The organism is Actinoallomurus sp. CA-142502, from assembly GCF_050936355.1.
GTDB classification, from domain to species: domain Bacteria; phylum Actinomycetota; class Actinomycetes; order Streptosporangiales; family Streptosporangiaceae; genus Actinoallomurus; species Actinoallomurus iriomotensis.
Genome location: NZ_JBNJMY010000001.1, coordinates 4,377,169 through 4,400,612, shown reverse-complemented (window position 1 = coordinate 4,400,612; position 23,444 = coordinate 4,377,169). Strand labels below are relative to the sequence as shown.

Genomic DNA, 23,444 nt, shown 5'->3' with positions numbered 1-23,444 from the left:
AATCAGCAGGCCGGTGGAGTGAAACCCTCAAACGATGGGTCGTCCCGGCCCGACGCGCCGCCGGCCCGGCGAGTGGCCGGTGTACTGCTTGTACTGTCGGCTGAAGTAGGCCAGGTCGGTGTAGCCGAGCGTCGCCGCGACCTGGCTCACGGACATGCGCGTCTCGGCCGGCAACTGGCGGGCGCGGTCGATACGGGCGCGGATCAGGTAGCGGGCCGGGTCGCGTCGTCCCACAACGGGTACAGCAGCTGTTCGAGACACAGCAGGCTCTGCCGGACGCCGAGCCGGTGCGCGGCGTCGCAGCGGCTCGCCAGGGCGGCGGCCAGCGCCGGGTCGCGCAGCCGGCAGTGGCGCTCCGCGAGCACGACGTCGGCCGGGGCGGCCGGTGTGCCGTCGGCCGTCCGCACCTCCAGATGCATGCCGAAGACCAGGAGCCGCCGGCGCGGGTCGTGCCCGGCGACCGGCTCGTCGCCGGGCGCGTACAGCAGACGGCTGCCGACCCCCAGGGTGTGCCGGCCGCCCGGTCAGCTCGCCGAACGCTCGAAGCGGTGGAACAGCGCGCACAGGCCGGCCAGGGTGAGGGCGAAGACCGGCAGCCAGCACAGCCGGTACGCGAGCCAGTCGCCGGTGGGCGCGTCGAGCAGCCCCGGCGCCCCGCCGGCCGGCAGGGCGGCGAACGTGACCATCAGCAGCGCGGTCTGGTGCCAGCAGTAGACCGTCATCGCGGCGAGGTTGAGCAGGGCGACCGGCGCCCAGGCCGCGGGACGGCGCAGCAGTCGCGCCAGCGACGGTCTCACCAGCAGGAACGCGCCGAGTTGCGCGGCCGCCAGGGCCAGCGTGAACAGCGACGGCGGATCGAGGTTGGACCAGTCGTGGCCGGGGACGCCGACCGCGCTGGCCGGGTAACCGGCGAGCAGCACCAGCGCGGCGCCACCGGTCACGCCCAGCGGCAGCAGCACGGCGCCGGCCACGCGGGGCAGCCTGCGCTCGGCCAGCGCGACACCCAGCAGGTACGGCCCCGCCCACGCCACCGGCACGGTCAGCAGCTCCAGCCACGTTGGCAGTCCACGGCCGCGGACCGCGTCGGTCACCGCGACCAGCGCCACCGGCGCCAGTGCCGGCCACGGCCCCCATCGCAGCACCGCGGCGCGCAGTATCGGTGTGAGCGCGGTCAGCACCAGGTACACCAGCAGGAACCACAGCGGGTGCGTCACCAGCGACCAGACCACCTGCCGGGTGCCGTGGGGCGCGCCGGCCGCGGAGAGCAGCAGCAGGGCCGGCAGCCAGACGGCGGCGAGCACCAGGACCGGCCGGACCAGCCGGGAGAGCCGGGACCCCAGCCAGGACCGGCGATCCCCTCTCCCGACGCTGCGCGCCGCCGCGTACCCGCCGGCGAAGAAGAACGGTCCCAGCGTCTGGAAGAACCAGCTCACCGGGCTGAGCACCGAGGCGTACGACAGCGGGCTCGCGCCGTGCAACGCCGCCGGCCGGTACGGGTCGCTCACCACGGCCGACACCAGCCAGTGCCCGAGGACCACGCCGAGCATCGCCACGGCCCGCAGCGCGTCCACCGTCCGGTCCCGGGACGGCGGTGTGGCCGCCTCGACGCGCACCGTCCAACCCGGCGCCAGGGCGGCGGTCATCGCCGGACTCCGGACGCGGCGATGCGGGCCAGGGCGGCCAGCGAGTCGGTGTCGGGGGCGAGGTAGTGGTCGTGGTCGGACACGTCCGCGGTGGCGAACACGCGGGCGCCGAAGGCCGGATCGGCGGGCTTGGTCCCGTGACCGAGCCCGAACAGCCGGATGCCCGGCACCCACCGGATCCAGTCCCGCCTGGACTGTCCGGCCCAGACCCGCGCGGTGGTGCCGAGCCGGGTCACGTCGGTCACGCCCATCCCCGGGCTGCCGAACACGGCGATGTCGGTCACCTGCCGGGGCAGCCGGCGCGCGGCCAACCCGATCACCGGCGAGCCGTAGCTGTGCCCCAGGAGCGCGACGGTCGCCCGGGGACGGTCCGCGACCAGCCCGGCCACGAACCGGTCCAGCGCGACGGCGCCCGCCCGCGCCAGGTCCTCGCGCGCCTCGGCGGCGTTGACGCCCTTCGGGGTCTCGTAGCCGAGCCAGGCGATCACCGCGAACCGGCCAGGACGGTACCGGGCGCCCTCCCGGTAGAGCCCGTCCGCCTGCACCGACAGTGAGCGGAACCGCCGGCCGCCCGCGCCGGTCCAGAAGTTCGCCCCACGGACGCTCGCGCCGGGCACCAGCACCGCGATCCGGTCCGCCGTCGCCAGGTCGCCGAACACCTGCGCGACCCGCCCGTCACCGCGCGGGTCGAACAGCAGGAACCGCCCGGCCCGGCCCCGGTACGGCGGGCCGGCCGCGTCCATCGCCCGCCGGTTCGCCGCGTACCGCAGCGCCACCGGCGCGCCGTCCAGGTCGCCGACCACACCCGGGTACTCGGCGGCCAGCTCGCGCTGCCCGGCCGTACCGGCCGCGGTCAGGAAGTCGTGCACCGCGACGGGATCGGCGGACACCGGATCCGGCAGGCGCCGGTGGTCGGCTCGCCATGCGGCGGTGCCGGCCGGAGCCGTGACCCGTACGACGCCCGGCGCGGCCAGCAGTGTGGACGCCGCCGGCGCCACCGTCACGGCGACGGCGGCCAGGGCCGTGCACCCGCGCGCCACCAGGCCGCCGCTCACCGGGCCCGCCCGTGGACGAGGATCCGCTCGGTCAGGTGGGCCGTGAGGGCCGGGCCGCTCGCGGTTCCGTTCAGTTCGTCGGCTTCGATCACGCCGCCAACGGTGGCGCGAGCCGCAGCGGCGGGGCATCGGCCCGTCGGCCGTATTCGCCGCGGTCGCGGGTAGCCCGCAGGCGTACGCCCACGGGCCGATGACCTGGCGGGACGCCGCTGGCTACGATCGGCGCATGCCGACCGCGCCACGTCCCCCACTGCTCAGGCGGATGCCGCCTCGGGTGCGCACGGTCCTGGCGTGGTGCGGGGTCGGCGCGTATCCGATCCTGCTGTGCCTCCAGGCCGTGTCCGGGCCGCACGACCCCGCCCCCGGGCTGTTCGGCACGCGCTACCTCCTGCCCGCCCTGGTCGTGCTCGCGCCCGCCGGCCTGTTGCGACGCCGGCCGCTGACCGGCCTCACGCTGATGCTCGTTCCGCTGGTTCTCGTGGCGACGCGTCTCGTCCGTTTCGAGGACTTCGGGTACCAGTTGGTCGTCCGGAACATTCAGGTGCTGGCGATCGACGTCGCGGTGGGCGTCATCGCGGCCGGCCACCGACGCAAAGTCTCGGTCACCGCCGCGGTCGTGGCCCTGCTCGTCCAGGTCGCCTGCGCCACGTTCTACGAAGCAGGCCCCTTTCCCATGGTCGCCGACCAGCGACTGCCCACGACCGCAGCGGGCATGGCACTGGTACTCGTCGTCGTCTGGCAGATCGGCCATTCGGTCCGGCAACGCCGCGAGTACGCCGAGGCTCGGCGGGAACAGGCCGCCACGCAGGCGGTCCAGGCCGAACGGCTCCGCATCGCCCGCGAGCTGCACGACATGATCGCGCACAGCATCGGCGTCATCGCCATCCAGGCCGGTGTGGGAAGCCGGGTCATGGACACCCAGCCGGCCGAGGCCCGCAACGCGCTGAACGCCATCGAGGGCACCAGCCGGGAGACACTGGCCGGGCTGCGCCGGATGCTGGGCGCGCTCCGCCGGACCGAACCCGGCTCCGCGCCGCGGGACCCCTCGCCGGGCCTGGCGGACCTGGACGGCCTGGTCGCGCGCTCGGCGGAGGCCGGCGTACGGGTCGACGTACGACGGCTCGGCGAGGAGCTCGACCTGCCCGCCGACATCGATCTGTCCGCGTTCCGCATCGTCCAGGAGGCCGTCACCAACGTGATCCGCCACGCGGGAGCGGACGAGTGCCGAGTGGTCCTGGACCACCGGGACGAGGAGCTCCGCATCGAGGTCACCGACGACGGGCGGGGCGCCGCCGGCACCCCGGGCACCGGGTACGGCATCGCGGGGATGCGCGAACGGGCCGCGCTGCTCGACGGTCGCTTCAGCGCGGGGCCACGCCCCGAGGGCGGGTTCTTCGTCTCGGTGCGGCTGCCGATCCCCGCCGGGGTCCGATGACGGTCCGGGTCGTGCTCGCCGACGACCAGCCGCTGGTCCGGGCGGGCCTGCGCGTGCTCGTCGCCGACCATCCCGACCTCGCCATCGTGGGAGAGGCCGGGACGGGCGCGCAGGCGGTCCGCCTGGTGGAGGAGACCCGCCCGGACGTGGTGGTGATGGACATCCGCATGCCCGACGTGGACGGCATCGAGGCCACCCGGATCATCACGGCGGGCCCGGAGCCGGCCCGCGTCCTCATCCTCACGACCTTCGACGATGACGACTATGTGTACGGCGCGCTGCGCGCCGGCGCGAGCGGGTTCCTCGTCAAGGACATGGCCCTGGAGGACATCCTCGCCGCGATCCGCGTGGTCGCCGCCGGAGACGCCCTGATCGCACCGAGCGTCACGCGCCGCCTCATCGAGGAGTTCGCCGGCCGGCCCGAGCCCGCCCCGCCACGGCGCGCCCTCGGCGGCGTCACCGAGAGGGAGCGCGAGGTGCTGACCCTGGTCGGGCGCGGCATGTCCAACGGCGAGATCGCCGCCCAGCTGTTCATCAGCGTGGCCACCGCCAAGGCCCACGTGGCGCGGCTGCTCACCAAACTCGACGCGCGGGACCGGGTCCAGCTCGTCATCATCGCCTACGAGGCCGGCCTGGTGGCACCGCCGCGATGAGCCCCGCGCCGGCCGCTCAGCCGGGGTGGGCGTACCGGTGCTGCGCCGCGCGCACCTCCAGGCACAGGTCGCGCAGGTCGGCGCCGGGCTGGTCGAGACCGTGGGCGGCGGCGCGCGGGTCGGTGCGCCGGTCCCGCAGCGTGCTGTTGAACGCCAGGTCGAGCGAGCCGTGCAGCATGAACACGTGGTACCGGATCAGCCCGAGCGCCCGCGTGCGGTACTCGTCGAGTTCGGGGATCCCCACCGGCTCCTCCAGCTGACCGGCCATCCGCACGAACGCGTACGCCAGCCGGGTCGCCCCACGGGCCAGCCGGGCGGGCACGTCGTTCGGCTCGGCGGCGCAGATCCGTACGATCCGGTCGGCCTCGGGCTGGATCTCCACGGCCCAGTCGAGCACGGCGATGAGCCGGGCGAGCTCCTCGGGGTAGGACGAGGCGGGCATCAGGACGACCTCCGGGGCGTGGGCGGCCGGCCGGCCGTCGCCTCCACTCTCGTCCCTGCCACGGCGCGGGACAAGCCGGGCGAAACACCCACCCTTTTTTCTACAAAATCTAGACGCACGTCGAGGAAACTTTAGAATGAGCGGCAGGCCGAGCGAGGAGGAGACCATGTCCGGCTCCGAGCCACCGGTGTCGTTCCAGACCCGTCCCGACCGCTACCGCCACTGGCGGATGGAGTTCGACGACGACGTCGCCTACCTCGTGATGGACGTCGACGAGCAGGGCGGGCTGCGGCCCGGATACGAGCTGAAGCTCAACTCCTACGACCTCGGCGTCGACATCGAGCTGTACGACGCCGTGCAGCGGCTGCGGTTCGAGCATCCCGAGGTCCGCGCCGTCGTCATCACGAGCGGCGACGAGAAGGTGTTCTGCGCCGGAGCCAACATCCGCATGCTGGCCGCCGCCGACCACCCCTGGAAGGTGAACTTCTGCAAGTTCACCAACGAGACCCGGTGCGGCATCGAGGACGCCTCCGAGCACTCCGGCCAGACCTACATCGCCGCGGTGAACGGCACCGCCTCCGGCGGCGGCTACGAGATCGCGCTCGCGTGCGACCGCATCCTGCTGATCGACGACCGCTCCGCGGCCGTGTCACTCCCGGAGGTGCCGCTGCTCGGCGTGCTGCCGGGCACCGGCGGCCTGACCCGCGTCGTGGACAAGCGCCGGGTGCGCCGGGACCGGGCCGACGTCTTCGCGACCAAGCCGGAGGGCGTCAAGGGCCGCACCGCGGTCGAGTGGGGGCTGGTCGACGAGGCGGTCCCCCGCAGCAGATTCGAGCAGACCGTACGCGAGCGTGCGCGGCAGGCCGCCACCGAGTCGGCGCGCGCCGGGGACCGCGGCGTCACGCTCCCGATGCTCGAACCGGAGATCAGCGCCGACCGCGTCGCGTACCAGCACGTGACCGCCGAGCTCGACGGCGACCGGGTGACCGTCACGATCCGCGCGCCGGAGGACACGGTGCCGCCCGAGGTCGTCGACGCGGACTTCTGGCCGCTCGCCATGACGCGGGAGCTCGACGACCTCATCCTCTGGCTGCGCACCAACGAGCCCGAACGCGGCACCTGGGTGGTCAAGACGACGGGCGACATCGACGCCGTGCTCGCGTACGAGGAGGCGATGACCGGCGACAAGGACTGGCTCGCCGCCGAGATCCGGCACTACTACAAGCGCACCCTGAAGCGACTCGACGTAACGAGCCGCAGCCTGGTCGCGCTCGTCGAGCCGGGGAGCTGCTTCGCCGGGGCCCTGCTGGAGACGGCGCTCGCGTGCGACCGGCAGTACATGCTCGAGGGCGCGGAGATCGTGGTCACCGAGGCGAACTTCGGCGCGTTCCCGATGGCGAACGGCTGGAGCCGGCTGGCGTCGCGGTTCCACGGCGAGGACGAGCCGCTGCGCGACGTGCGCGGGCGGCGGCTCGGCTCGGAGGAGGCCGAGGAGCTCGGCCTGGTCACGCTCGCCCTCGACGACATCGACTGGGACGACGAGATCCGGATCGCGCTGGAGGAACGCGCCTCGCTCAGCCCCGACGCGCTGACCGGCATGGAGGCCAACCACCGGTTCGCCGGCCCGGAGACGATGGAGACCAAGATCTTCGGCCGGCTCTCCGCCTGGCAGAACTGGATCTTCACCAGGCCGGGCGCGTCCGGCCCCGACGGCGCCCTGAGCAAGTACGGCACCGGCGTACGAGCGACCTTCGACCGGAGAAGAACATGAGCGAAGCGATCCCGACGCAGCGAGCGGAGTGGGCGGCGCCGCGAAGCAAGCCGCCCGCGGAGCGAGTGAGGAGGGTGAGCGACCAATGAGCACGAAGCGATCCCGACGCAGCGAGCGGAGTGGGCGGCGCCGCGAAGCAAGCCGCCCGCGGAGCGAGTGAGGAGGGTGAGCGACCAATGAGTACCGCCGACTATCAGGAGAAGATTCCGAACAACGTCGGGCTGGCCGATGACCGGCGGTTGCAGCGGGCGCTGGAGTCGTGGCAGCCGGGGTTCCGCGACTGGTGGGCCGAGATGGGGCCCGAGCTGCCGACCGAGGACGTCTACCTCCGTACGGCGGTGAACGTCGGGCGCGAGGGCTGGGCGCACTTCGGGCACGTGCCGGTGAGCGAGTACCGCTGGGGCATCTTCCTCGCCGAGCCGCGCCCCGACCGGCGCATCGCGTTCGGCGAGCACAAGGGCGAGCCGGCCTGGCAGAAGGTGCCCGGGGAGTACCGCTCGGCGCTGCAGCGCCTCATCGTGATCCAGGGCGACACCGAGCCGGCGAGCGTCGAGCAGCAGCGCCGCCTCGGCTACACCGCGCCCAGCCTGTACGACCTGCGCAACCTGTTCCAGGTCAACGTCGAGGAGGGCCGTCACCTGTGGGCGATGGTCTACCTCCTGCACGCGTTCTTCGGCCGCGAGGGCCGGGAGGAGGCCGGGGAGCTGCTGCGCCGCAACTCCGGCAGCGAGGACTCCCCGCGCATCCTCGGCGCGTTCAACGAGGAGACGCCCGACTGGCTGTCGTTCTTCATGTTCACCTACTTCACCGACCGGGACGGCAAGTACCAGCTCGGCACGCTGAAGGAGAGCGGCTTCGACCCGCTGTCGCGCACGTGTGAGTTCATGCTCAAGGAGGAGGCCCACCACATGTTCGTGGGCACCACCGGCGTGGACCGCGTCGTCGGGCGCACCGCGCGGCTGATGGTCGAGCACGACACCGACGACGCGGGGCCGCACGGCGCGATCCCGTTGAACGTCATCCAGAAGTACCTGAACTTCCACTACAGCGTCAGCCTGGACCTGTTCGGCGGCGAGACCTCCACGAACGTCGCCAACTACTTCTCCGCCGGGCTGAAGGGCCGCTGGCAGGAGGAGCGCCGCAAGGACGACCACCGCCTCACCGACCGGGGCGCGTACGTGGACGCCGTCGAGGAGGGCCGGCCGGCGCGCGCGGAGGTCGAGGCGCTGACCGCGCTCAACACCGACCTCCGCGACGAGTACATCGCCGACTGCGAGAGCGGCGTCAAACGGTGGAACCGCATCCTCGCCGACGCCGGTCTCCCCCACCGGCTCGCCCTGCCGCACCGCGCCTTCAACCGCTACGTCGGGGCGTTCGCCGGGATCAACGTCTCGCCCGCCGGCGAGGTGCTGACGGACGACGAGTGGGAGGCGCGCAGGAGCGCCTGGCTCCCCACCGACGCGGACAAGACGTTCGTCGCGTCTCTCATGCACCCGGTGTACGAGCCCGGTAAGATCGCAAGTTGGCTCGAACCCCCGCGTAACGGAATCAACGGCAAGCCGTTCGACTACGAATACGTTCACTTCCTCTAAAAGGGCGTGGTCCGGTGTTCAACGCCTCCACCTACCTCGTCGACACTCATGTCGAGTCCGGCGACGGCGACCGTACGGCGGTGACCGGGCCCGGGGGGACCCTCACCTACTCCGAGCTGCTCGACCGCGTCCAGCGCATGGCCTCGGGCCTGCGTGAGCTGGGCGTGCGGCCCGAAGAACGCGTCATGATCTCGATGCCGGACTCCCCCGACATGCTCGCGCTCATCCTCGGCGCGATGCGGATCGGCGCGGTGCCGGTCCCCGTGTCGACGATGATGACCGCGCGCGACCTCGCCGGGGTGCTCCGCGACTCGCGGGCCCGCGTGCTCGCGGCGGGCGCGGAGTTCGCCGCCGTCGCGGAGGAGGCCGCCGAGTCCGCGCCGGACCTCGCGGTGTTCGCCCTCACCGGGGAGACGCCGCCGCGGGCGCCGGCCTGGGCGCAGAGCCACCTGCTGAGCAAGATCGCCGAGAGCGAAGGCGCCGGCGACCCGTACCCGACGAGCCCGGACTCCACCGCGCTGTGGCTCTACACCTCCGGCACGACCGGCCTGCCGAAGGGCGCGATCCACCGGCACGCGTCGATCCGGTCGGTGTGCGAGACGTACGGCGCGCGGGTGCTGGGCATCCGGCCGGACGACCGCTGTCTGTCCGTGCCCAAGCTGTTCTTCGCCTACGGCATCGGCAACTCCTGCTTCTTCCCGCTCTCCGCCGGGGCGTCGGCCGTGCTCGAACCGGCCCGCCCGACGCCCGCCGGCATCGCCGAGCGGCTCCTCGCCGAACGCCCCACGCTGTTCTTCGGCGTGCCGACCTTCTACGCCGCGCTCCTGTCCGCCGGCCTGCCCTCGGAGACGTTCGCGTCCGTACGGCAGGCGGTGTCGGCCGGGGAGCCGCTGCCCGCGCCGATCTTCCGGCGGTTCGCCGAACGGTTCGGCGTGGAGATCCTCGACGGCATCGGGGCGACGGAGGCGCTGCACATCTTCGTCTCCAACCGTCCCGGCGAGGTGCGTCCCGGCGCGACCGGCCTGCCGGTGCCCGGCTACGACGTGCGCATCGTCGACGACTCCGGGGCCGACGTCCCCCACGGAAGCCCGGGGCACCTGATGGTGCGCGGCGACTCGATCGCGACCGGCTACTGGTGCCGTACCGAGGTGACGCGCCGCGTCTTCCAGGGTGAGTGGCTGCGCACCGGTGACACTTATGTCGCGGACGAGGACGGCTCGCTGCGGTTCCTCGGCCGCTCCGACGACATGATCAAGGCGGCGGGCATCTGGGTCTCCCCGAGTGAGGTGGAGGCGCGGCTGCTGGAGCATCCGGGCGTCGCGCAGGCCGTGGTGGTCGCGATGCCCGACGGCGACGGCCTGGACAAACCGGTCGCCGGCGTCGTACGGGCCGAGGGCTCCACGGTGACCGAAGAGGAGATCATCACGTTCTGCCGCGAGGAGCTGGCGGCGTTCAAACGCCCGCGCGCGGTCCTGTTCCTCGACTCCCTGCCGACCACCGCGACCGGCAAGATCCAGCGGTACGTCCTGCGCGACGCGTTGCGGGAGCGCGGCTTCACGCCCTGACGCCCGTACCCGTGTTTGGCGCTTCCTCTTCCGGGGACTCTGGCTGCAGACTTCGGGAGGTAGGGAGCATGACCGCACAAGGTGCGCGTTTCAGAGCCGCGGGCAGCCGGGCGTCATCCAGCGGTACGTTCCGCGCGCTCGGCCGCGCCGGTCTGGCCGCGCGTGGCGTCATCTACATCATCGTCGGGGCGCTGGCGGTCCAGATCGCCTTCGGCAAGGGCGGCAAGGAGGCCGACCGGCAGGGGGCGCTGCAGACCGTCGCCTCGACCCCCGGCGGCACGGTTCTGCTCTGGCTGCTGGCGATCGGCCTCGCGGGCATGGCGATCTGGCGCTTCAGCGAGGCGATCTGGGGCCAGGCCGCACCCGAGGGCGACAAGGCCACCAAGCGCCTGTCCTCCCTCGCCCGCGGCGTGTTCTACGCCGTGGTCTGCGCGAGCACGGTCGCCTTCGCCACCGGCTCGGGCGGACCGGGCTCCAGCGACAAGAAGAGCAAGGACTGGACCGGGAAGGCGATGCACGACCTGCCGGCCGGGCGCTGGATCGTGCTCATCGCCGGGCTCGGCGTGGTCGCCATCGGCATCGGCATCGCCGTCGCCGCCCTCCGGACCAAGTTCGAGAAGAAGCTCAACACCCACCAGATGAGCCCCGGGGTCCGCAAGGCGGTCAGGACGGTCGGCGTCATCGGCAAGTCCACCCGCGCGCTCGTCTACACGGCGGCGGGCGCGTTCATCGTCTACGCGGCCGTCAAGTTCGACCCGGGCAAGGCCAAGGGCGTGGACGGCACGCTGCGCCAGTTCGCGCACACCGGCGCCGGGCCGTGGCTGCTGGTCCTGGTCGCGGCCGGCCTCATCGTGTTCGGCGTGTACTCCTTCTGCGAGGCGCGCTGGCGCCGCGTCTGACCTCGGAGCCGCCGCCCGGTCAGGCGCCGGGTCCCGCCGGAGGCGGGCCGTACGGGCCGTACGGGCCGGGCGGTGGCGCCTGCGGTCCCGGCGGTGGCGGCCAGTTATTCGGGGGTGCGCCGTACGGGGGTGGCGCCCACGGGCCCGCGGGTGGCCCGGGCGGTCCCCACTGGGGGCCGGCCGGGCGGCCGTCGGCCGCGATGACCGAGCGGACGCGCAGCGCGGTGAGACCCGCGGCGACGGCCATCTCGATGACCATGCCGATCCACAGGATCGCTCGCGCGTGCGTGAAGTAGTCGGTGATCAGGTCCGCGCCGACCGGATAGTGGTGCAGGGCGAAGTACACCATCAAGGAGGCCTCGTCGGCCACGAACCCGGCGACGGCCGCGACGACGGCCGCCACGGCGGCCAGGCCGTAGTTGCGTGGCCGGGCCAGGCACATGGCGCCGCCGACCAGCGCTCCCAGCAGAAGGTCGAGCACGACCGAGACGACGTTGGCCGCGGCGGCCGAGTGCAGCTTCAACGTGTAGTCGAGCCCGAGCTCGACGACGAACAGGACGACGGTCGCCACGACGAAGCCGAGGATGAGCATGACCGCGGCGTTGGAGGGACGCCGCGCCGGGGGCTGGAGCACGCGCCCACCTTAGAACGGTTTGCCGTTCGCCGTCTGTGCCCTGTCGCCGGCTTTCCTGAACATCCGTCAGTGTCGGCGTCCGTACGGGCACCGCGCGGCCGGGCCACGCGTCGTACTGTCACGGAGGTGCCGGATGCTGATCCTGGCGGAAGTGATCTCGACCGTGCTGACCGAGGCCATCGTGGCCGGCGGCCGGCGGGCGGCCATCGCGGCGGGCCGCGCCACCCGGTCGAAGAGGTCCGGACGGTTCCCCATCGAGGAGTTCTTCGACGCGTACGCCGCGGGCGGGGCGCCGCCACTCGACGAGGGCCTGCTTCGCCAGGCGCCGCCCGGGCTCGCCGAGGCACTCGCGGATCCACGCGTACGCGGCGCAGTGCATGAGCTGTTCGCCGTACGGATGTCCGGCGCCCCGGCCGAGGAGCTCGACCAGGCGAGGACGTCGTTCCGGCTCGCGCTCGGCTCCTGCCTGCCCTGGGCTCCGCCCGGTGAGCTGTCAGCGGCGTCGGACGCCCTGTTCGGATACTTCGACGCACGGATCTCCGCGGCTGTCGAGGAGTTCCGCAAGGCGCACGCCACCGAGTTCTGGGCCATCCGCAACGACTCCCGGCTTTCGGCGATCAAGGCGACCGTCGCGGCGATCTCCCGGCACACCGCGGCGCTCGCCGGTACGGCCGATCCCGCGGCCGAGCGGAGGTTCCTCGACGCCTACCGGCGTCAGGTGCTGGATTTCCACGGGAGGCTGGAGCCGCCCGACTTCGAGCGCAGGCGGCGCGTTCCGATCGACGAGATCTTCGTCTCCCCGGTGATCACTCCGGTGTTACCCGACGGCGGCAGGTCCGCGTCTTTCGAGGAGGATCCGCAGCGGCTGAGCGTCCTGGAGTTCGCGGAGGTCGTCGACCGTTCGGTCCTGCTCGGAGACCCCGGCGGGGGCAAGACGACGACCTCGCACGCGCTGATGCACCTGTACGCCGCTCAGCCCCGTGACCGCGTGCCCTTCCTGGTGACCCTCCGGGAGTTCGCCGTCCAGGACCGGCCGGCGTGGTCGGTGGCCGAGTACCTCGATCACACGCTCCGTACCTTCTACCAGTGCCCCGCTCCCGCGGGCCTGGTCGAACGGCTGCTGCTCAGCGGCATGGCCATGGTGATATTCGACGGGCTGGACGAGCTCCTGGACAGCGGGCACCGGGCCGGCGTCGCGTCGATCGTCGAACGCTTCGCCGCCGAGTACCCGCTCACGTCGATTCTCGTGACCTCCCGCGTCGTCGGCTACGAGCAGGCCGGACTCGACCGCCGGCAGTTCTCCTGCCACCGCATCCGAGGGTTCGACCAGCCCCAGGTCGCCGAGTACGTCGCCAAGTGGTTCGCGCAAGAGGAGACGCTCACGCCGGACGAGCGCGACCGCGGTGCCGCCGACTTCATCGCCGGGAGCGCCGCGATGGCCGACCTACGCGCCAACCCCCTCATGCTGTCGCTGATGTGCATCCTCTACCGGGGTGAGGGCTCGCTCCCGAGGAGCCGGCCCGAGATCTACGAGCAGTGCGCGACACTGATGTTCCGGCGCTGGGACGCGCGGCGGCGGATTCACAGCGACGTACGGGCCCGTGACCTCGTCGAACCGCTGCTGCGGCACCTGGCGTACTGGCTGTTCACGGGCGGCCGCCCCGCCCATCCGATGACGGAGCGCGCGCTGGTCGCCGAGGCCACGGAGTTTCTGCTCGGCCGCGGTTTCGGGCACCGCGACGAGGCCGCCGCGGCAGCGGCCGAGCTCATCGCCTTCACCCGCGGGCGCGCCTGGGTCTTCAGCGACGTCGGGCTCACCTCGGACGGACAGGAACTGTACGCCTTCACCCACCGCACGTTCCTGGAGTACTTCACGGCCGCCCGGATCTCCGCCCGGCACGACTCTCCCGCCGAACTCGCCCACGCCGTCGCGCCCCATCTGGCCGAACCCGATTGGGACGTGGTGGCTCAGCTCGCGCTCCAGCTCAAGGACCGGCACTCCGACCGGGGCGCGGAACGCTTCTACCATGCGCTTCTGGCCGACCAGGGCCAGGACGAAGAGCGGCGGGAGACGACGCTGGCCTTCCTCGGCCGCTGTCTCGCCTTCAGCACGGTTCCCGCCGAAACGGTCCGCCGGCTCGTCCGCGCCGCGGCCGACCTGGCGTTCCGCGACAACGGTCACGGATCGAGCCGGCTCACCGCGCTCGGCTGGGTCATGTACGGCGGCGTCGACCACCGGGAGATCGTCCGCTCGGAGATCATCAGCGCGCTGGAGAGCCGCATCGACCGGTCGAACGAGGACGAGCGGATCCGCGCGCTGAAGCTCGCGCTCTCCCTCGCGGACCTGCCGATGATCGTGAGCGACGTCGACGTGAGCCGGTCCAACAGCGCCCTGTGGCGGCCGTGGCAGGACGTCTCCGAAGAGTTCAGCAGGAGGTACGGCGACGAGATCGCCGAGCTGGCGCGGCGGGATCTGTCGCTGGCGGCGAACGCCTTTCTCGAGCGGCGCATCGGCGTCACCTGCTTCGTGGAGTGTCACGGTCCCGCCCTGACCGGCCTGCTGCGGTCCATCCCCCACCTGGTGCACATCGCCAGCGACCGTTACTACGGCTACTACCGCTATCGGCCGCTCGTCTCCGAGCTTCTGGGCGGGCCACTCGGTTACTCGTATCACCGGCCGGACGAGGAGACGTGGTGGCCGTGGATCGAGGAGCAGTTGCGGCGCCTCGGCGACCTCCTGAACGGTTACCCGGATCCACCCTGGGCCAACTCCGGGGAAAGCGACATGGACATGTCATGTCGGCGTTTCTTCCCCCGGCTGCCGCAGAGCGGGCTCACCACGCCGCATGGGAACACCGCCGTCGCGATGGGCGTCCTGCTGTTCGCGACCGCCGAGGTCGAGGTGGACGCCGACGCCTTGAGCGAGCTCGCGGCCGCCACCCCCCATCTCGGCGCCTTCGTCCCCTATCTGAGGCGGCGACGCGGTCAGGACGTGCGGCTACCCGACCTTCCGGTGAACGACCGCTTCCGTGCGCTCTTCCGCGGCTGGGCCGCCGGGACGGTCGCCTTCACCCATGACGAGGGGCGGTCCCTCCCCACCTGATTCCGGACGTCAGGTGAGGTTGTAGACGCGCAACGCGTTGCCGCCCAGGGCCAGTGCCGCGGTCTCCTCGTCCGGGCACAGCTTGGCGACCGCGCGGGCGTTCGAGGCGATCCCCGGGACTCCCGGCCAGTCGGTGCCGAAGATGAAGCGGCGGCTCAGCCGGGCGAAGTCGTGTCGCGCGTAGTACTCGGGCAGCCGTCTCGGGGGCAGGCCCGACAGTTCGATCCACACCGTCTCGCGGGACAGGGCCAGGAAGGCCGCCGCGTCGTACCACCAGCCGCGCCCGCCGTGGGCGAGGACGATGTTCAGCGTCGGGAAGTCCCGCAGCACCTCGTCGAGCAGCACCGGGTCGGCGTAACCGTTCATCGACCCGGGGAAGCTGCTCGTGCCGCAGTGCACGACGACCGGCACGCCGCGGTCGCGGCACACCTCGTACGCCGGGTACAGCGCGCGCTCGTTGGCCGGGAAACCGCCGTGCACCGGGTGCAGCTTCAACGCGACCGCGCCGAGCGCGAGCTGGCGCTCGACCTCCTCGGCGACCGGGAAGTGCACGTGGGGGTTGAGGTTGGCGACCGGGCGCATGCGCGCCGGATCGTGGGCGGCCAGCGGCAACAGGTCCTCGATGGGCTGGATCCCGGTCGCCTTCGGGCTGTACTCGCTGAACATGAGCACGACGTCGACGCCCTCGGCGTCGAGCAGCTCACCGAACCGCGAGGGCACCACGGCGCCCTCCGCGTCGTACACGCGGCCCAGCATCTCGGCGTCGCCGAAGTCGGCGGCCCAGTCGTGCCAGGCGCGTTTCAGCGTCGGCAGCCGCGCCGGATGCGTGTGGGCGTCGACGAGAACGTGACCATCGAGCACGAAGCCGTCCGTTCGTTGACATCGGTTTTTACTTATCGGCCATGATGCAACACGTAACTGTAGAGTGACACGGGTGACAGCCACTCGACCCACGTTGACCCGGCGCCATGCCGTGGGCGAGACGAGCGCGCGTTCCCTGCTGCTGACGGTCCTCGGCGAGTTCGTCCTGCCGCAGAACTCCCCGGTGTGGACCGCCACGATCGTCGAGGTGCTCGACAGCCTCGGGGTCGAGGAGAAGTCGGCGCGCCAGGCCCTCGCGCGCACGGCGGGCGACGGGTGGCTGTGTTCCGAGCGCGTCGGGCGCAGCGTCCGCTGGTCGCTGACGCCGTCCGGCCGGCGGCTGCTCACCGAGGGCGCCGAGCGCATCTACGCCTTCGGCACGCCGGCCCCCGCCTGGGACGGCGTGTGGCTGATCCTCTACGTCTCGGTCCCCGAGTCCAAGCGCCGGCTCCGGCACCGGCTCCGCACGAAGCTGACCTGGGCCGGCTTCGGCTCGCCGGGCCCGGGCATGTGGATCTCGCCGATGCCGTCGCGCGAGCCGGAGGTCCTGTCGGTCGTGCAGGGGCTCGGCCTCGACCAGGGCGCCATGTCGTTCACCGCACGGTTCGCCGCGATCGGCAGCGAGCGGGAGATGGTGCTCCGGGCGTGGGACCTCGACGCGGTCGCCGCGCAGTACGCCGCGTTCGCCGAGACGTTCGGCGGCCTGCAGCCCGCCACGGCCCACGACACGATGCTCGCCCAGGCGCGCCTCGTGCACGAGTGGCGCCGGTTCCCGTTCCTCGATCCCCGGCTGCCGGCCGAGTTGCTACCCGAAAACTGGATCGGCGACCAGTCGCGCCGGCTGTTCGCCGACCGGCATGCCGAATGGTCCGACGTCGCTCAGTGCCGCTGGCGTGAGCTGACCGGCCGATAACGGACTTAGAAGATTTACCCGCAGGGCTGGCATTTCCCTCCTAAGTCACTGTAAGTTCTCAGCCGAACACGGCGAGACGCCCATTCTGATCTGTCCGATATTCCGGCCGAGGCCGGGGCGGACGGCGGATTCCGGGGCGAAGAAGGGGCGGAGATATGTCCCGAATGCTCCATTTTGTGGGAAGTATTCCGGCGGAGAACACCGAAGATGCCATGCGGTCCATGCTCGACTGGGCCGGTCCCCACGTCCGTTCCATCACCGACGGCGAGGTCGGTGACCGCTACCACTGGATCGTCAACCTCATCAACGGCTTCTCCGAGCACCCGGACTTCGTCCTCGTGCGGAAGGGCGCCTGGACGTCGTTCGACGACACCCCCAAGTACCGGGTGCGGCGCGGGCACACGCTCACCGCCGACGCTCTGGACCTCCGGCATGACACGGACGCGCTGGCGGCGCTTCCCGCGTTCCGCAAGCTGCGCGCCGAGCGCGGGCGCGACGACCTGTCCTTCCAGGTCGGCATTCCCGGCGATCTGGATCTGTCGTTGTTCACCTTCGGCCCGGCTGGAGCGTTCCAACACCGTGCGGTGTTCCGGGAGGTGCTCGGGCGTGAGATGCGCCGGGTCCACGCCGAGGCCGGCGACGACGTCATCTTCCAGATCGAGGTCCCGGTCGAGCTGATCTTCGTGTGCCGGATGCCCGGCCCGCTCCGCGCGGCGATGGCCGGCTTCCTGGCCGGCGGCGTGGCGCGGCTGGCCCGGGAGGCCCCGGCCGGCGCCCGTTTCGGCCTGCACCTGTGCCTGGGCGACCTCAACCACGAGAACCTCGGAAGGCTGAGCGACGCGCGCCCGTTCGTCCAGCTCGCCAACGCGCTGGTGCGCCGGTGGCCGGCCGACCGGCCGCTGGAGTACGTGCACGCGCCGTTCACCGGCGGCACCGACCCGGCGCCGACCGACCCGCCCTTCTACGCACCGCTGCGCGACCTGAAGCTCGGCGCGGGCACCCGGTTCGTCGCGGGCCTGGTCCAGGAGACGAGCAGCGAGTCCGACCTGCGACGTGCGGTCGAACTCGCCGACGCGGCCTACGGGCAGCCGGTGGACGTGGCCGCGAGCTGCGGCCTGGCCCGACGCAGCCCCGAGGACGCGGCCGCCAACGCCGAACTGGCCCGCCGACTCTGCGAACCCCCAGCCTGAACGTACGGCCACGCGGCCGCCCCATCTTCTTCAGGGGCGGCCGTCGAACTCACCGACCCGACCTACGACCAGCCGGTGAACACGGCCGCGACCTGCGGCCTGGCCCGGCGGGCGCCCAGGACACGGCGGCTCTGCGCGTATCCGGCCTGAGCGTACGGACGCCGCGGGTGCATCCACGAGCGGCGAGGCCCGGTCCCCTTCCGGGGGATGGTGTACTCGCGGATCGGGGGATCAGCACCGGGTCACCAGGCGCGAGGGGTCGTCCAGAACCCGTTCTACGACGAGAGACGCGGCGCCCAGCGCGGCGGCGTCGCCGCCGAGTCGTGACACCGTGAGCCGCGGCGGCGAGCGCCGGACGAGGCCCGCGCCATCGGCCAGCGCCGCCTCCGTCGCGGGACGCGCCCACGGGGCGAGGCCGGAGAAGATGCCGCCGAGCACGATCGTGTCCGGGTCGAGCAGGTTCACGGCCGTGGCCAGGGCCTGCCCCAGGGCCTCCCCCGCCCGCCGTACGGCGGTCAGCGCCCGCTCGTCGCCCCGTTCCAACCGGGCGACCAGCGCCGACAGGGGGCCGTCCGGACTCGCCGACGACGTCGCGGTGACCGCGGCGATGCCCGCCCCGCGCAGGATCGCCTCCTGGCCGGCCACCTGTTCGAGACAGCCGCGCCCGCCGCAGGCGCAGGGCGATCCGCCGGGCTCGACCACGACGTGGCCGAGTTCGCCGGCGAAGCCGTGCGCACCGCGGAACACCCGGCCGTCCACAACGATGCCCGCGCCGATGCCGATCTCCCCCGACACGTGCACGTACGAGCCCAGCGCCGGGCCGTCGCCGAACCACAGCTCGCCGAGCGCGGCCAGATTGGCCTCATTGTCGTAGTCGGCGGCCAGCGGGAGCGCGGGCAGGCCGGCGTCCAGCAGTTCGCCGGCCGGCACGTCGTCCCAGCCGAGGTTGGGCGCGCTGCGCAGGCGTCCGCCGCCCTGGTCGAGCGTGCCGGGCAACGCCACGACCGCGCCCGCCACCGACAGCCCCTGCTCGCCCGCGGCGGCGATCGCGCGGGCGGCGAGGCCGGTCAGCGCGGCGATGACGCGCTCGGGGGCGCGGTCGCGGTTGTCGGCGGCGACGATGTGCCGGTGCCGGATCCGGCGGCCGAGGTCGAGCACGCACGCGGCCAGATAGTCGACGTTGATCTCCAGTCCCAGGCCCGCGACGCGGTCGCCGTTGACCGAGACGGCGGTCGCGGGCCGGCCGCGCTCGCCGTCGCGTACGGGCCCGTCCTCGCGCACCAGGCCGGCGCCGGCCAGCGACGCGACGAGACTGGACACGGTCGTCTTGGTGAAGCCGGTCGCCTCGGCGAGGCGGGCGCGGCTGACCGGCTGGCGGCGGGCGATCTCACCGAGCACCACGGCCAGGTTGCGTTCTCGCATGGTGCCGTGGCGCAGGGGCGCGACCTCATGGCGCATCGTCCCAGACTAATCCCGTACCTCCGGACATGTTGACACTCTGGGCATGCGCGCTTTAATTAGTCCAGGTCGCGTACGAATTAAGGAGCCCGCATGTCCAGTCAGTTCCAGCCCACGCGCGAGGACCGGTTCACCTTCGGTCTCTGGACCGTCGGCTGGCAGGCGCGCGACCCGTTCGGCGACGCCACGCGGCCGCCGCTCGACCCGGTGGAGTCGGTGCACCGGCTGGCCGAACTCGGCGCGTACGGCGTGACCTTCCACGACGACGACCTCCTCGCTGTCGAGCCGGACCGCGACCGGGCGATCGCCTCCTTCCGCAAGGCCCTCGACGAGACCGGCCTCGTCGTGCCGATGGCGACGACCAACCTGTTCACCCACCCGGTGTTCAAGGACGGCGCGTTCACCTCCAACGACCGCGACATCCGGCGGTACGCGATCCGCAAGGTGATGCGCAACCTCGACCTGGCCGCCGAGCTGGGCGCGAAGACCTATGTGTTCTGGGGCGGCCGCGAGGGCGCGGAGTCCGACGCCGCCAAGGACGTACGGGCCGCGCTCGACCGGTTCCGCGAGGCGATCGACACGCTGGCCTCCTATGTCACCGAGCGCGGCTACGGCATCCGGTTCGCGCTGGAGCCCAAGCCGAACGAGCCGCGCGGCGACATCCTGCTGCCCACGGTCGGCCACGCGCTGGCGTTCATCGGCTCGCTGGAGCACGCCGACATGGTCGGCCTCAACCCCGAGGTCGGGCACGAGCAGATGGCCGGGCTCAACTTCGTGCACGCCATCGGCCAGGCGCTGTGGCACGGCAAGCTCTTCCACATCGACCTGAACGGCCAGCACGGCAACAAGTACGACCAGGACCTGGTGTTCGGGCACGGCGACCTGAAGAGCGCGTTCTTCCTCGTCGACCTGCTGGAGAACGGCGGATACGACGGGCCGCGCCACTTCGACTACAAGCCGACCCGTACCGAGGACATCTCGGGCGTGTGGGCGAGCGCCGAGGCGAACATGCGCACGTACCTCATCCTCAGGGAGCGGGCCCGCGCCTTCCGCGCGGACCCGGAGGTCCAGGAGGCGCTCGCGGCCTCGCGCGTGGACGAGCTCTCGGTGCCCACGCTGGAGCCCGGCGAGAGTTTCGACTCGCTGCGGAACGAGGAGTTCGACCTGGACGCCGCCGCCGCACGGGGCTACCACTACGAGCGGCTGGACCAGCTCGCCGTCGAGCACCTGCTCGGCGCGCGATGACTCTGGTCGCGGGCGTCGACTCCTCCACCCAGTCGTGCAAGGTGGTCGTGGCCGACGCCGAGACCGGGGAGATCACGCGGGTCGGCCAGGCGCCGCATCCGGACGGCACCGAGGCCGACCCCGCCGCCTGGCTGGCGGCGTTGGATGAGGCGCTCGACGCCGCCGGTGGCCTGGACGACGTCGCGGCCCTCGGCATCGCGGGGCAGCAGCACGGCATGGTCTGCCTGTCCGGCGACGGCGAGGTCGTACGGCCCGCGCTGCTGTGGAACGACACGCGCTCGGCGGGCGCGGCGGACGACCTCGTCGCCGAGCTGGGCGGGCCGGGCAAGTGGGCCGAGGCGGTCGGCAGCGTCCCGGTCGCGTCGTTCACCGTGACCAAGCTGCGCTGGCTGGCGAGCCACGAGCCCGAGGCGGCCGCCCGTACGGCCTCGGTCTGCCTCCCCCACGACTACCTCACGTGGAAGCTGACGGGCGCGTTCACGACCGACCGGGGTGACGCGTCCGGCACCGGCTACTGGTCGCCGGCCGACGACGGCTACCGGGCCGACCTGCTCGAACTCGCCATGGGACGCGCGCCCGCCCTCCCCCGGGTGCTCGCCCCGGCCGAGGCGGCGGGGCGCACGGCGTCGGGCGTCCTCGTGTCGGCCGGCACCGGCGACAACATGGGCGCCGCGCTCGGCCTCGGCATCCGCCCCGGTGACGTCGTCGTCTCGCTCGGCACGTCCGGGACGGTGTTCACCGTGGCGGAGCGGTCGTGCGCCGACCCCTCCGGCGAGGTGGCCGGCTTCGCGGACGCGACCGGCCGCTTCCTGCCCCTGGTGTGCACGCTCAACGCCGCGCGGGTGCTGGACGCCGCGACGCGGCTCCTGGGCGTCGACCACGAGGAGCTCTCCCGGCTGGCGCTGTCCGCCCCGCCCGGCGCGGACGGCCTCACGCTGGTCCCCTACCTGGAGGGCGAGCGCACGCCGAACCGGCCCGACGCGACCGGCGCGGTGCACGGGCTGCGCCTGGACAACGCGACACCCGCCCACCTCGCACGGGCCGCGATCGAGGGCATGCTGTGCGGCCTGGCCGACGGCCTGGAGTCCCTGCTCCGCCAGGGCGTACGGGCCGATCGGGTCCTCCTCATCGGCGGGGCGGCCCGCTCGGACGCGGTGCGACGCATCGCGCCGACGGTGTTCGGCCGGCCGGTGCTGGTCCCGCCGGCCGGCGAGTACGTCGCGGAGGGCGCGGCCGTCCAGGCTGCGTGGGCCCTGTCGGAGACACCCGAGCCGCCGCGCTGGGAACGCCCGGGCCTGACCACGTACGAGGCCGACCCGTACCCGGCGCTCCGCGAGCGCTACGCCGAGGCCCGCGACCACGTCCTCGACCGCTGACCGTCCGCTGAAGCACGACGCCCGCTCAGCGGGTGTCGCTCACCGCTCCCGGTCGGCCGCGGGCCGCAGCTCCCGCAGGGCCTCCTCCACCTCCTGGAGCGGCGCGCCGAGGTCGTGCCGGCTGAACAGGTGGAGCGACTCCCCCGTGTCGATCTCCAGGAGTTCGGTGCGCAGGCCGTGGGAGCGGCGTTCGGTCACGGTGACGCGCTCGACCTCGTGCCACGGGATGTGCCGGTGGCCGGCGAACCCGTTGACGACGGTCACTCCCGCGGAGTCGGCGGACAGCCGGACCGGGGCCAGCACGTCGCGCAGGCCGTACACGCCGAGGGCCAGCGCGCCGACCGCGCAGAGCAGGAGCCACTCGCGCTCGTTCCACGAGAGGACGGCCAGGAGGGCCAGGAACAGCGCCCCGGCGAACTTGGCCAGCGTCGGCACCGGGGCGACGCGCCACCGCTGAGTTCCGGTCATCTCTCCAGCATGGCAGTGCCGGCGGGTCGGATAGGTTGGGGCCGCCATGAGCCGTGATTCCCTCCAGAGCCGGGTCTCCTCCGCCGCGGAGGCGGCGCTGGCGCGCTCGAAGACCGTCTCGCCGATCGACGTCCTGAACGGCATCGGCTGGCTGCCCCCGAACCGGATCGACGAGTGGCGGCAGGGCCGTCTCGGCCACCTGGAGCAGGCGCTCAGCGCGCGTCCGGACCGGATCTCCAAGGTGATGACGGCCCTGCGCCGGTGGGCCGAGGACAACGGCCTGCGGCCGGTCGAGGTGCCGTACGTCTCGGCCACGCGCGACCGCGCCCCGCTGCGGTTCACCGCCGACGGCGACGAGGCCGCCGAGCTCGCCTACCGTACGCACTGGCTCTCCCCGGACCTGTCCGAGGCGAAGCGCGAGCGGGTGATCCAGCGGGAGAGCGCGGCACCGGACCTGGTGGTGGTCGTGCCGCTCAAGGAGTGGACCTGTGCCGGCTGCCACGGCACGGGTGACTTCCTGGTCATGGAGGACGGCAGTCCGACCTGTCTGACCTGCGCCGACTTGGACCATCTGATCTTCTTGCCGGCCGGCGACGCGGCGCTGACCCGCCGCGCGAAGAAGGCGAGCGGCCTGTCGGCCGTGGTGGTCCGCCTCAACCGCCGCCGCAAGCGGTACGAACGCCAGGGCCTGCTCGTCGAGGAGGCCGCGCTGGAGCTCGCCGAGGAGCAGTGTCTCGCCGACGAGGACGTACGCGCGCGACGGCGTGAGCGCGACCGTGAGCGCCGCGCGGCTGAGGACGTCGAGCTCCAGGCGCGGACGGCGCGCGAGATCCGGCGGGTGTTCCCCGGCTGCCCGGCCGAACGCGCCGAGGCGATCGCCCTGCACACCGGCACCCGCGGCAGCGGCCGGGTCGGCCGCTCGGCCGCCGGACGCGCGCTGGACGAGACGGCCGTACGGGCCGCCGTCGTCGCGTCCGTACGGCACGAGGACACCGACTACGACGCGCTGCTGATGTCGGGCGTCCCCCGTGCGGAGGCACGCGAGCGCATTCGCGCGGACGTCGACCGCGTCCTCGACGGCTGGCGCACCCGGCCGTAACCGGGCTCGGCCCCCCGGTCGGCGGGTCTGACGCGGTGACCG

At 72.8% G+C, this 23,444-nt stretch carries 21 protein-coding genes; 12 read left to right on the top strand and 9 right to left on the bottom strand.

The window, feature by feature from the left end; translation table 11 throughout:
- Positions 1–27 precede the first annotated feature (27 nt).
- The 4 genes from ACQEV1_RS21185 to ACQEV1_RS21170 all read right to left on the bottom strand — a co-directional run bounded on the left by ACQEV1_RS21185 (position 28) and on the right by ACQEV1_RS21170 (position 2,698).
- Positions 28–234 (bottom strand): helix-turn-helix domain-containing protein, encoded by a 207-nt coding sequence (locus ACQEV1_RS21185; protein WP_433395435.1) that lies wholly within the window; start codon positions 232–234, stop codon positions 28–30.
- Entirely contained in the window at positions 204–419 is a 216-nt protein-coding gene (locus tag ACQEV1_RS21180) for a hypothetical protein (RefSeq protein WP_433395433.1), read from the bottom strand. The genes ACQEV1_RS21185 and ACQEV1_RS21180 overlap by 31 nt, the downstream gene beginning before the upstream one ends.
- Positions 420–524: 105 nt before the next feature.
- Positions 525–1,643, bottom strand: a complete 1,119-nt coding sequence (locus ACQEV1_RS21175; protein WP_433395431.1) for an acyltransferase family protein — start codon at positions 1,641–1,643, stop codon at positions 525–527.
- Entirely contained in the window at positions 1,640–2,698 is a 1,059-nt protein-coding gene (locus ACQEV1_RS21170; RefSeq protein ID WP_433395429.1) for an alpha/beta hydrolase, read from the bottom strand. Before ACQEV1_RS21170 ends, ACQEV1_RS21175 begins: the two co-directional genes overlap by 4 nt.
- A 226-nt stretch (positions 2,699–2,924) precedes the next feature.
- Here ACQEV1_RS21170 and ACQEV1_RS21165 point away from each other — a divergent pair, with 226 nt between their 5' ends.
- Positions 2,925–4,133, top strand: coding sequence for a sensor histidine kinase (locus tag ACQEV1_RS21165; RefSeq protein ID WP_433395427.1), 1,209 nt, complete (start codon positions 2,925–2,927; stop codon positions 4,131–4,133).
- Complete coding sequence (locus ACQEV1_RS21160) at positions 4,130–4,786, top strand: response regulator (protein WP_433395425.1); 657 nt, start codon at positions 4,130–4,132, stop codon at positions 4,784–4,786. Before ACQEV1_RS21165 ends, ACQEV1_RS21160 begins: the two co-directional genes overlap by 4 nt.
- A 16-nt stretch (positions 4,787–4,802) precedes the next feature.
- Here the strand turns inward: ACQEV1_RS21160 and ACQEV1_RS21155 are convergent, their stop codons facing one another.
- Complete coding sequence (locus tag ACQEV1_RS21155; RefSeq protein WP_433395423.1) at positions 4,803–5,228, bottom strand: hypothetical protein; 426 nt, start codon at positions 5,226–5,228, stop codon at positions 4,803–4,805.
- Positions 5,229–5,364: 136 nt separating this feature from the next.
- Here ACQEV1_RS21155 and boxC point away from each other — a divergent pair, with 136 nt between their 5' ends.
- The 4 genes from boxC to ACQEV1_RS21135 all read left to right on the top strand — a co-directional run bounded on the left by boxC (position 5,365) and on the right by ACQEV1_RS21135 (position 11,055).
- Positions 5,365–6,999: a 2,3-epoxybenzoyl-CoA dihydrolase gene (gene boxC / locus ACQEV1_RS21150; RefSeq protein WP_433395421.1), complete on the top strand. Its 1,635-nt coding sequence runs from the start codon at positions 5,365–5,367 to the stop codon at positions 6,997–6,999.
- Positions 7,000–7,175: 176 nt separating this feature from the next.
- Positions 7,176–8,591, top strand: coding sequence for a benzoyl-CoA 2,3-epoxidase subunit BoxB (gene boxB, locus ACQEV1_RS21145; RefSeq protein WP_285566099.1), 1,416 nt, complete (start codon positions 7,176–7,178; stop codon positions 8,589–8,591).
- A gap of 14 nt (positions 8,592–8,605) precedes the next feature.
- The gene (locus tag ACQEV1_RS21140) at positions 8,606–10,156 is read left to right on the top strand and encodes a benzoate-CoA ligase family protein (protein ID WP_433395419.1); all 1,551 of its coding nucleotides are present in this window, start codon (positions 8,606–8,608) and stop codon (positions 10,154–10,156) included.
- Between the two features lie 68 nt (positions 10,157–10,224).
- Entirely contained in the window at positions 10,225–11,055 is an 831-nt protein-coding gene (locus ACQEV1_RS21135; RefSeq protein ID WP_285619937.1) for a DUF1206 domain-containing protein, read from the top strand.
- A gap of 19 nt (positions 11,056–11,074) precedes the next feature.
- On the opposite strand, the gene ACQEV1_RS21130 is transcribed toward ACQEV1_RS21135, so the two are convergent.
- Complete coding sequence (locus tag ACQEV1_RS21130; RefSeq protein ID WP_285619939.1) at positions 11,075–11,689, bottom strand: hypothetical protein; 615 nt, start codon at positions 11,687–11,689, stop codon at positions 11,075–11,077.
- A 133-nt stretch (positions 11,690–11,822) separates the two neighbouring features.
- On the opposite strand from ACQEV1_RS21130, the gene ACQEV1_RS21125 reads away from it, so the two are divergent.
- Positions 11,823–14,792, top strand: a complete 2,970-nt coding sequence (locus ACQEV1_RS21125) for an NACHT domain-containing protein (protein WP_433395417.1) — start codon at positions 11,823–11,825, stop codon at positions 14,790–14,792.
- A gap of 9 nt (positions 14,793–14,801) precedes the next feature.
- On the opposite strand, the gene ACQEV1_RS21120 is transcribed toward ACQEV1_RS21125, so the two are convergent.
- Positions 14,802–15,653 (bottom strand): amidohydrolase family protein, encoded by an 852-nt coding sequence (locus ACQEV1_RS21120; RefSeq protein WP_433395415.1) that lies wholly within the window; start codon positions 15,651–15,653, stop codon positions 14,802–14,804.
- A gap of 73 nt (positions 15,654–15,726) precedes the next feature.
- Between ACQEV1_RS21120 and ACQEV1_RS21115 the strand changes: the two genes are divergently transcribed.
- Positions 15,727–16,566 carry a PaaX family transcriptional regulator gene (locus ACQEV1_RS21115; RefSeq protein WP_433395413.1) on the top strand — a complete coding sequence of 280 codons (840 nt, stop codon included), beginning with the start codon at positions 15,727–15,729 and terminating at the stop codon, positions 16,564–16,566.
- A gap of 176 nt (positions 16,567–16,742) precedes the next feature.
- Positions 16,743–17,756 carry a hypothetical protein gene (locus ACQEV1_RS21110; protein WP_433395411.1) on the top strand — a complete coding sequence of 338 codons (1,014 nt, stop codon included), beginning with the start codon at positions 16,743–16,745 and terminating at the stop codon, positions 17,754–17,756.
- Positions 17,757–17,987: 231 nt separating this feature from the next.
- Here the strand turns inward: ACQEV1_RS21110 and ACQEV1_RS21105 are convergent, their stop codons facing one another.
- The gene (locus ACQEV1_RS21105) at positions 17,988–19,214 is read right to left on the bottom strand and encodes an ROK family transcriptional regulator (RefSeq protein ID WP_285619945.1); all 1,227 of its coding nucleotides are present in this window, start codon (positions 19,212–19,214) and stop codon (positions 17,988–17,990) included.
- A gap of 93 nt (positions 19,215–19,307) precedes the next feature.
- Between ACQEV1_RS21105 and xylA the strand changes: the two genes are divergently transcribed.
- Positions 19,308–20,459 (top strand): xylose isomerase, encoded by a 1,152-nt coding sequence (gene xylA, locus ACQEV1_RS21100; RefSeq protein WP_285619946.1) that lies wholly within the window; start codon positions 19,308–19,310, stop codon positions 20,457–20,459.
- On the top strand, positions 20,456–21,835 hold the full coding sequence (gene xylB / locus ACQEV1_RS21095) for a xylulokinase (RefSeq protein WP_433395409.1): 1,380 nt from the start codon (positions 20,456–20,458) through the stop codon (positions 21,833–21,835). Before xylA ends, xylB begins: the two co-directional genes overlap by 4 nt.
- Positions 21,836–21,874: 39 nt before the next feature.
- Here xylB and ACQEV1_RS21090 read toward each other — a convergent pair whose 3' ends face one another.
- The gene (locus tag ACQEV1_RS21090; RefSeq protein ID WP_433395407.1) at positions 21,875–22,303 is read right to left on the bottom strand and encodes a PH domain-containing protein; all 429 of its coding nucleotides are present in this window, start codon (positions 22,301–22,303) and stop codon (positions 21,875–21,877) included.
- Positions 22,304–22,349: 46 nt separating this feature from the next.
- On the opposite strand from ACQEV1_RS21090, the gene ACQEV1_RS21085 reads away from it, so the two are divergent.
- Positions 22,350–23,402, top strand: a complete 1,053-nt coding sequence (locus ACQEV1_RS21085; protein WP_433395405.1) for a DUF2293 domain-containing protein — start codon at positions 22,350–22,352, stop codon at positions 23,400–23,402.
- Positions 23,403–23,444: the final 42 nt, after the last annotated feature.

Bases quoted from the DNA above. Each gene is read 5' to 3' on its own strand.
- ACQEV1_RS21180 (WP_433395433.1), bottom strand. From the start codon at position 419: ATGCATCTGGAGGTGCGGACGGCCGACGGCACACCGGCCGCCCCGGCC.
- ACQEV1_RS21175 (WP_433395431.1), bottom strand. From the start codon at position 1,643: ATGACCGCCGCCCTGGCGCCGGGTTGGACGGTGCGCGTCGAGGCGGCC.
- ACQEV1_RS21165 (WP_433395427.1), top strand. From the start codon at position 2,925: ATGCCGACCGCGCCACGTCCCCCACTGCTCAGGCGGATGCCGCCTCGG.
- ACQEV1_RS21160 (WP_433395425.1), top strand. From the start codon at position 4,130: ATGACGGTCCGGGTCGTGCTCGCCGACGACCAGCCGCTGGTCCGGGCG.
- ACQEV1_RS21155 (WP_433395423.1), bottom strand. From the start codon at position 5,228: ATGCCCGCCTCGTCCTACCCCGAGGAGCTCGCCCGGCTCATCGCCGTG.
- boxC (WP_433395421.1), top strand. From the start codon at position 5,365: ATGAGCGGCAGGCCGAGCGAGGAGGAGACCATGTCCGGCTCCGAGCCA.
- boxB (WP_285566099.1), top strand. From the start codon at position 7,176: ATGAGTACCGCCGACTATCAGGAGAAGATTCCGAACAACGTCGGGCTG.
- ACQEV1_RS21135 (WP_285619937.1), top strand. From the start codon at position 10,225: ATGACCGCACAAGGTGCGCGTTTCAGAGCCGCGGGCAGCCGGGCGTCA.
- ACQEV1_RS21125 (WP_433395417.1), top strand. From the start codon at position 11,823: ATGCTGATCCTGGCGGAAGTGATCTCGACCGTGCTGACCGAGGCCATC.
- ACQEV1_RS21105 (WP_285619945.1), bottom strand. From the start codon at position 19,214: ATGCGCCATGAGGTCGCGCCCCTGCGCCACGGCACCATGCGAGAACGC.
- xylA (WP_285619946.1), top strand. From the start codon at position 19,308: ATGTCCAGTCAGTTCCAGCCCACGCGCGAGGACCGGTTCACCTTCGGT.
- xylB (WP_433395409.1), top strand. From the start codon at position 20,456: ATGACTCTGGTCGCGGGCGTCGACTCCTCCACCCAGTCGTGCAAGGTG.
- ACQEV1_RS21090 (WP_433395407.1), bottom strand. From the start codon at position 22,303: ATGACCGGAACTCAGCGGTGGCGCGTCGCCCCGGTGCCGACGCTGGCC.
- ACQEV1_RS21085 (WP_433395405.1), top strand. From the start codon at position 22,350: ATGAGCCGTGATTCCCTCCAGAGCCGGGTCTCCTCCGCCGCGGAGGCG.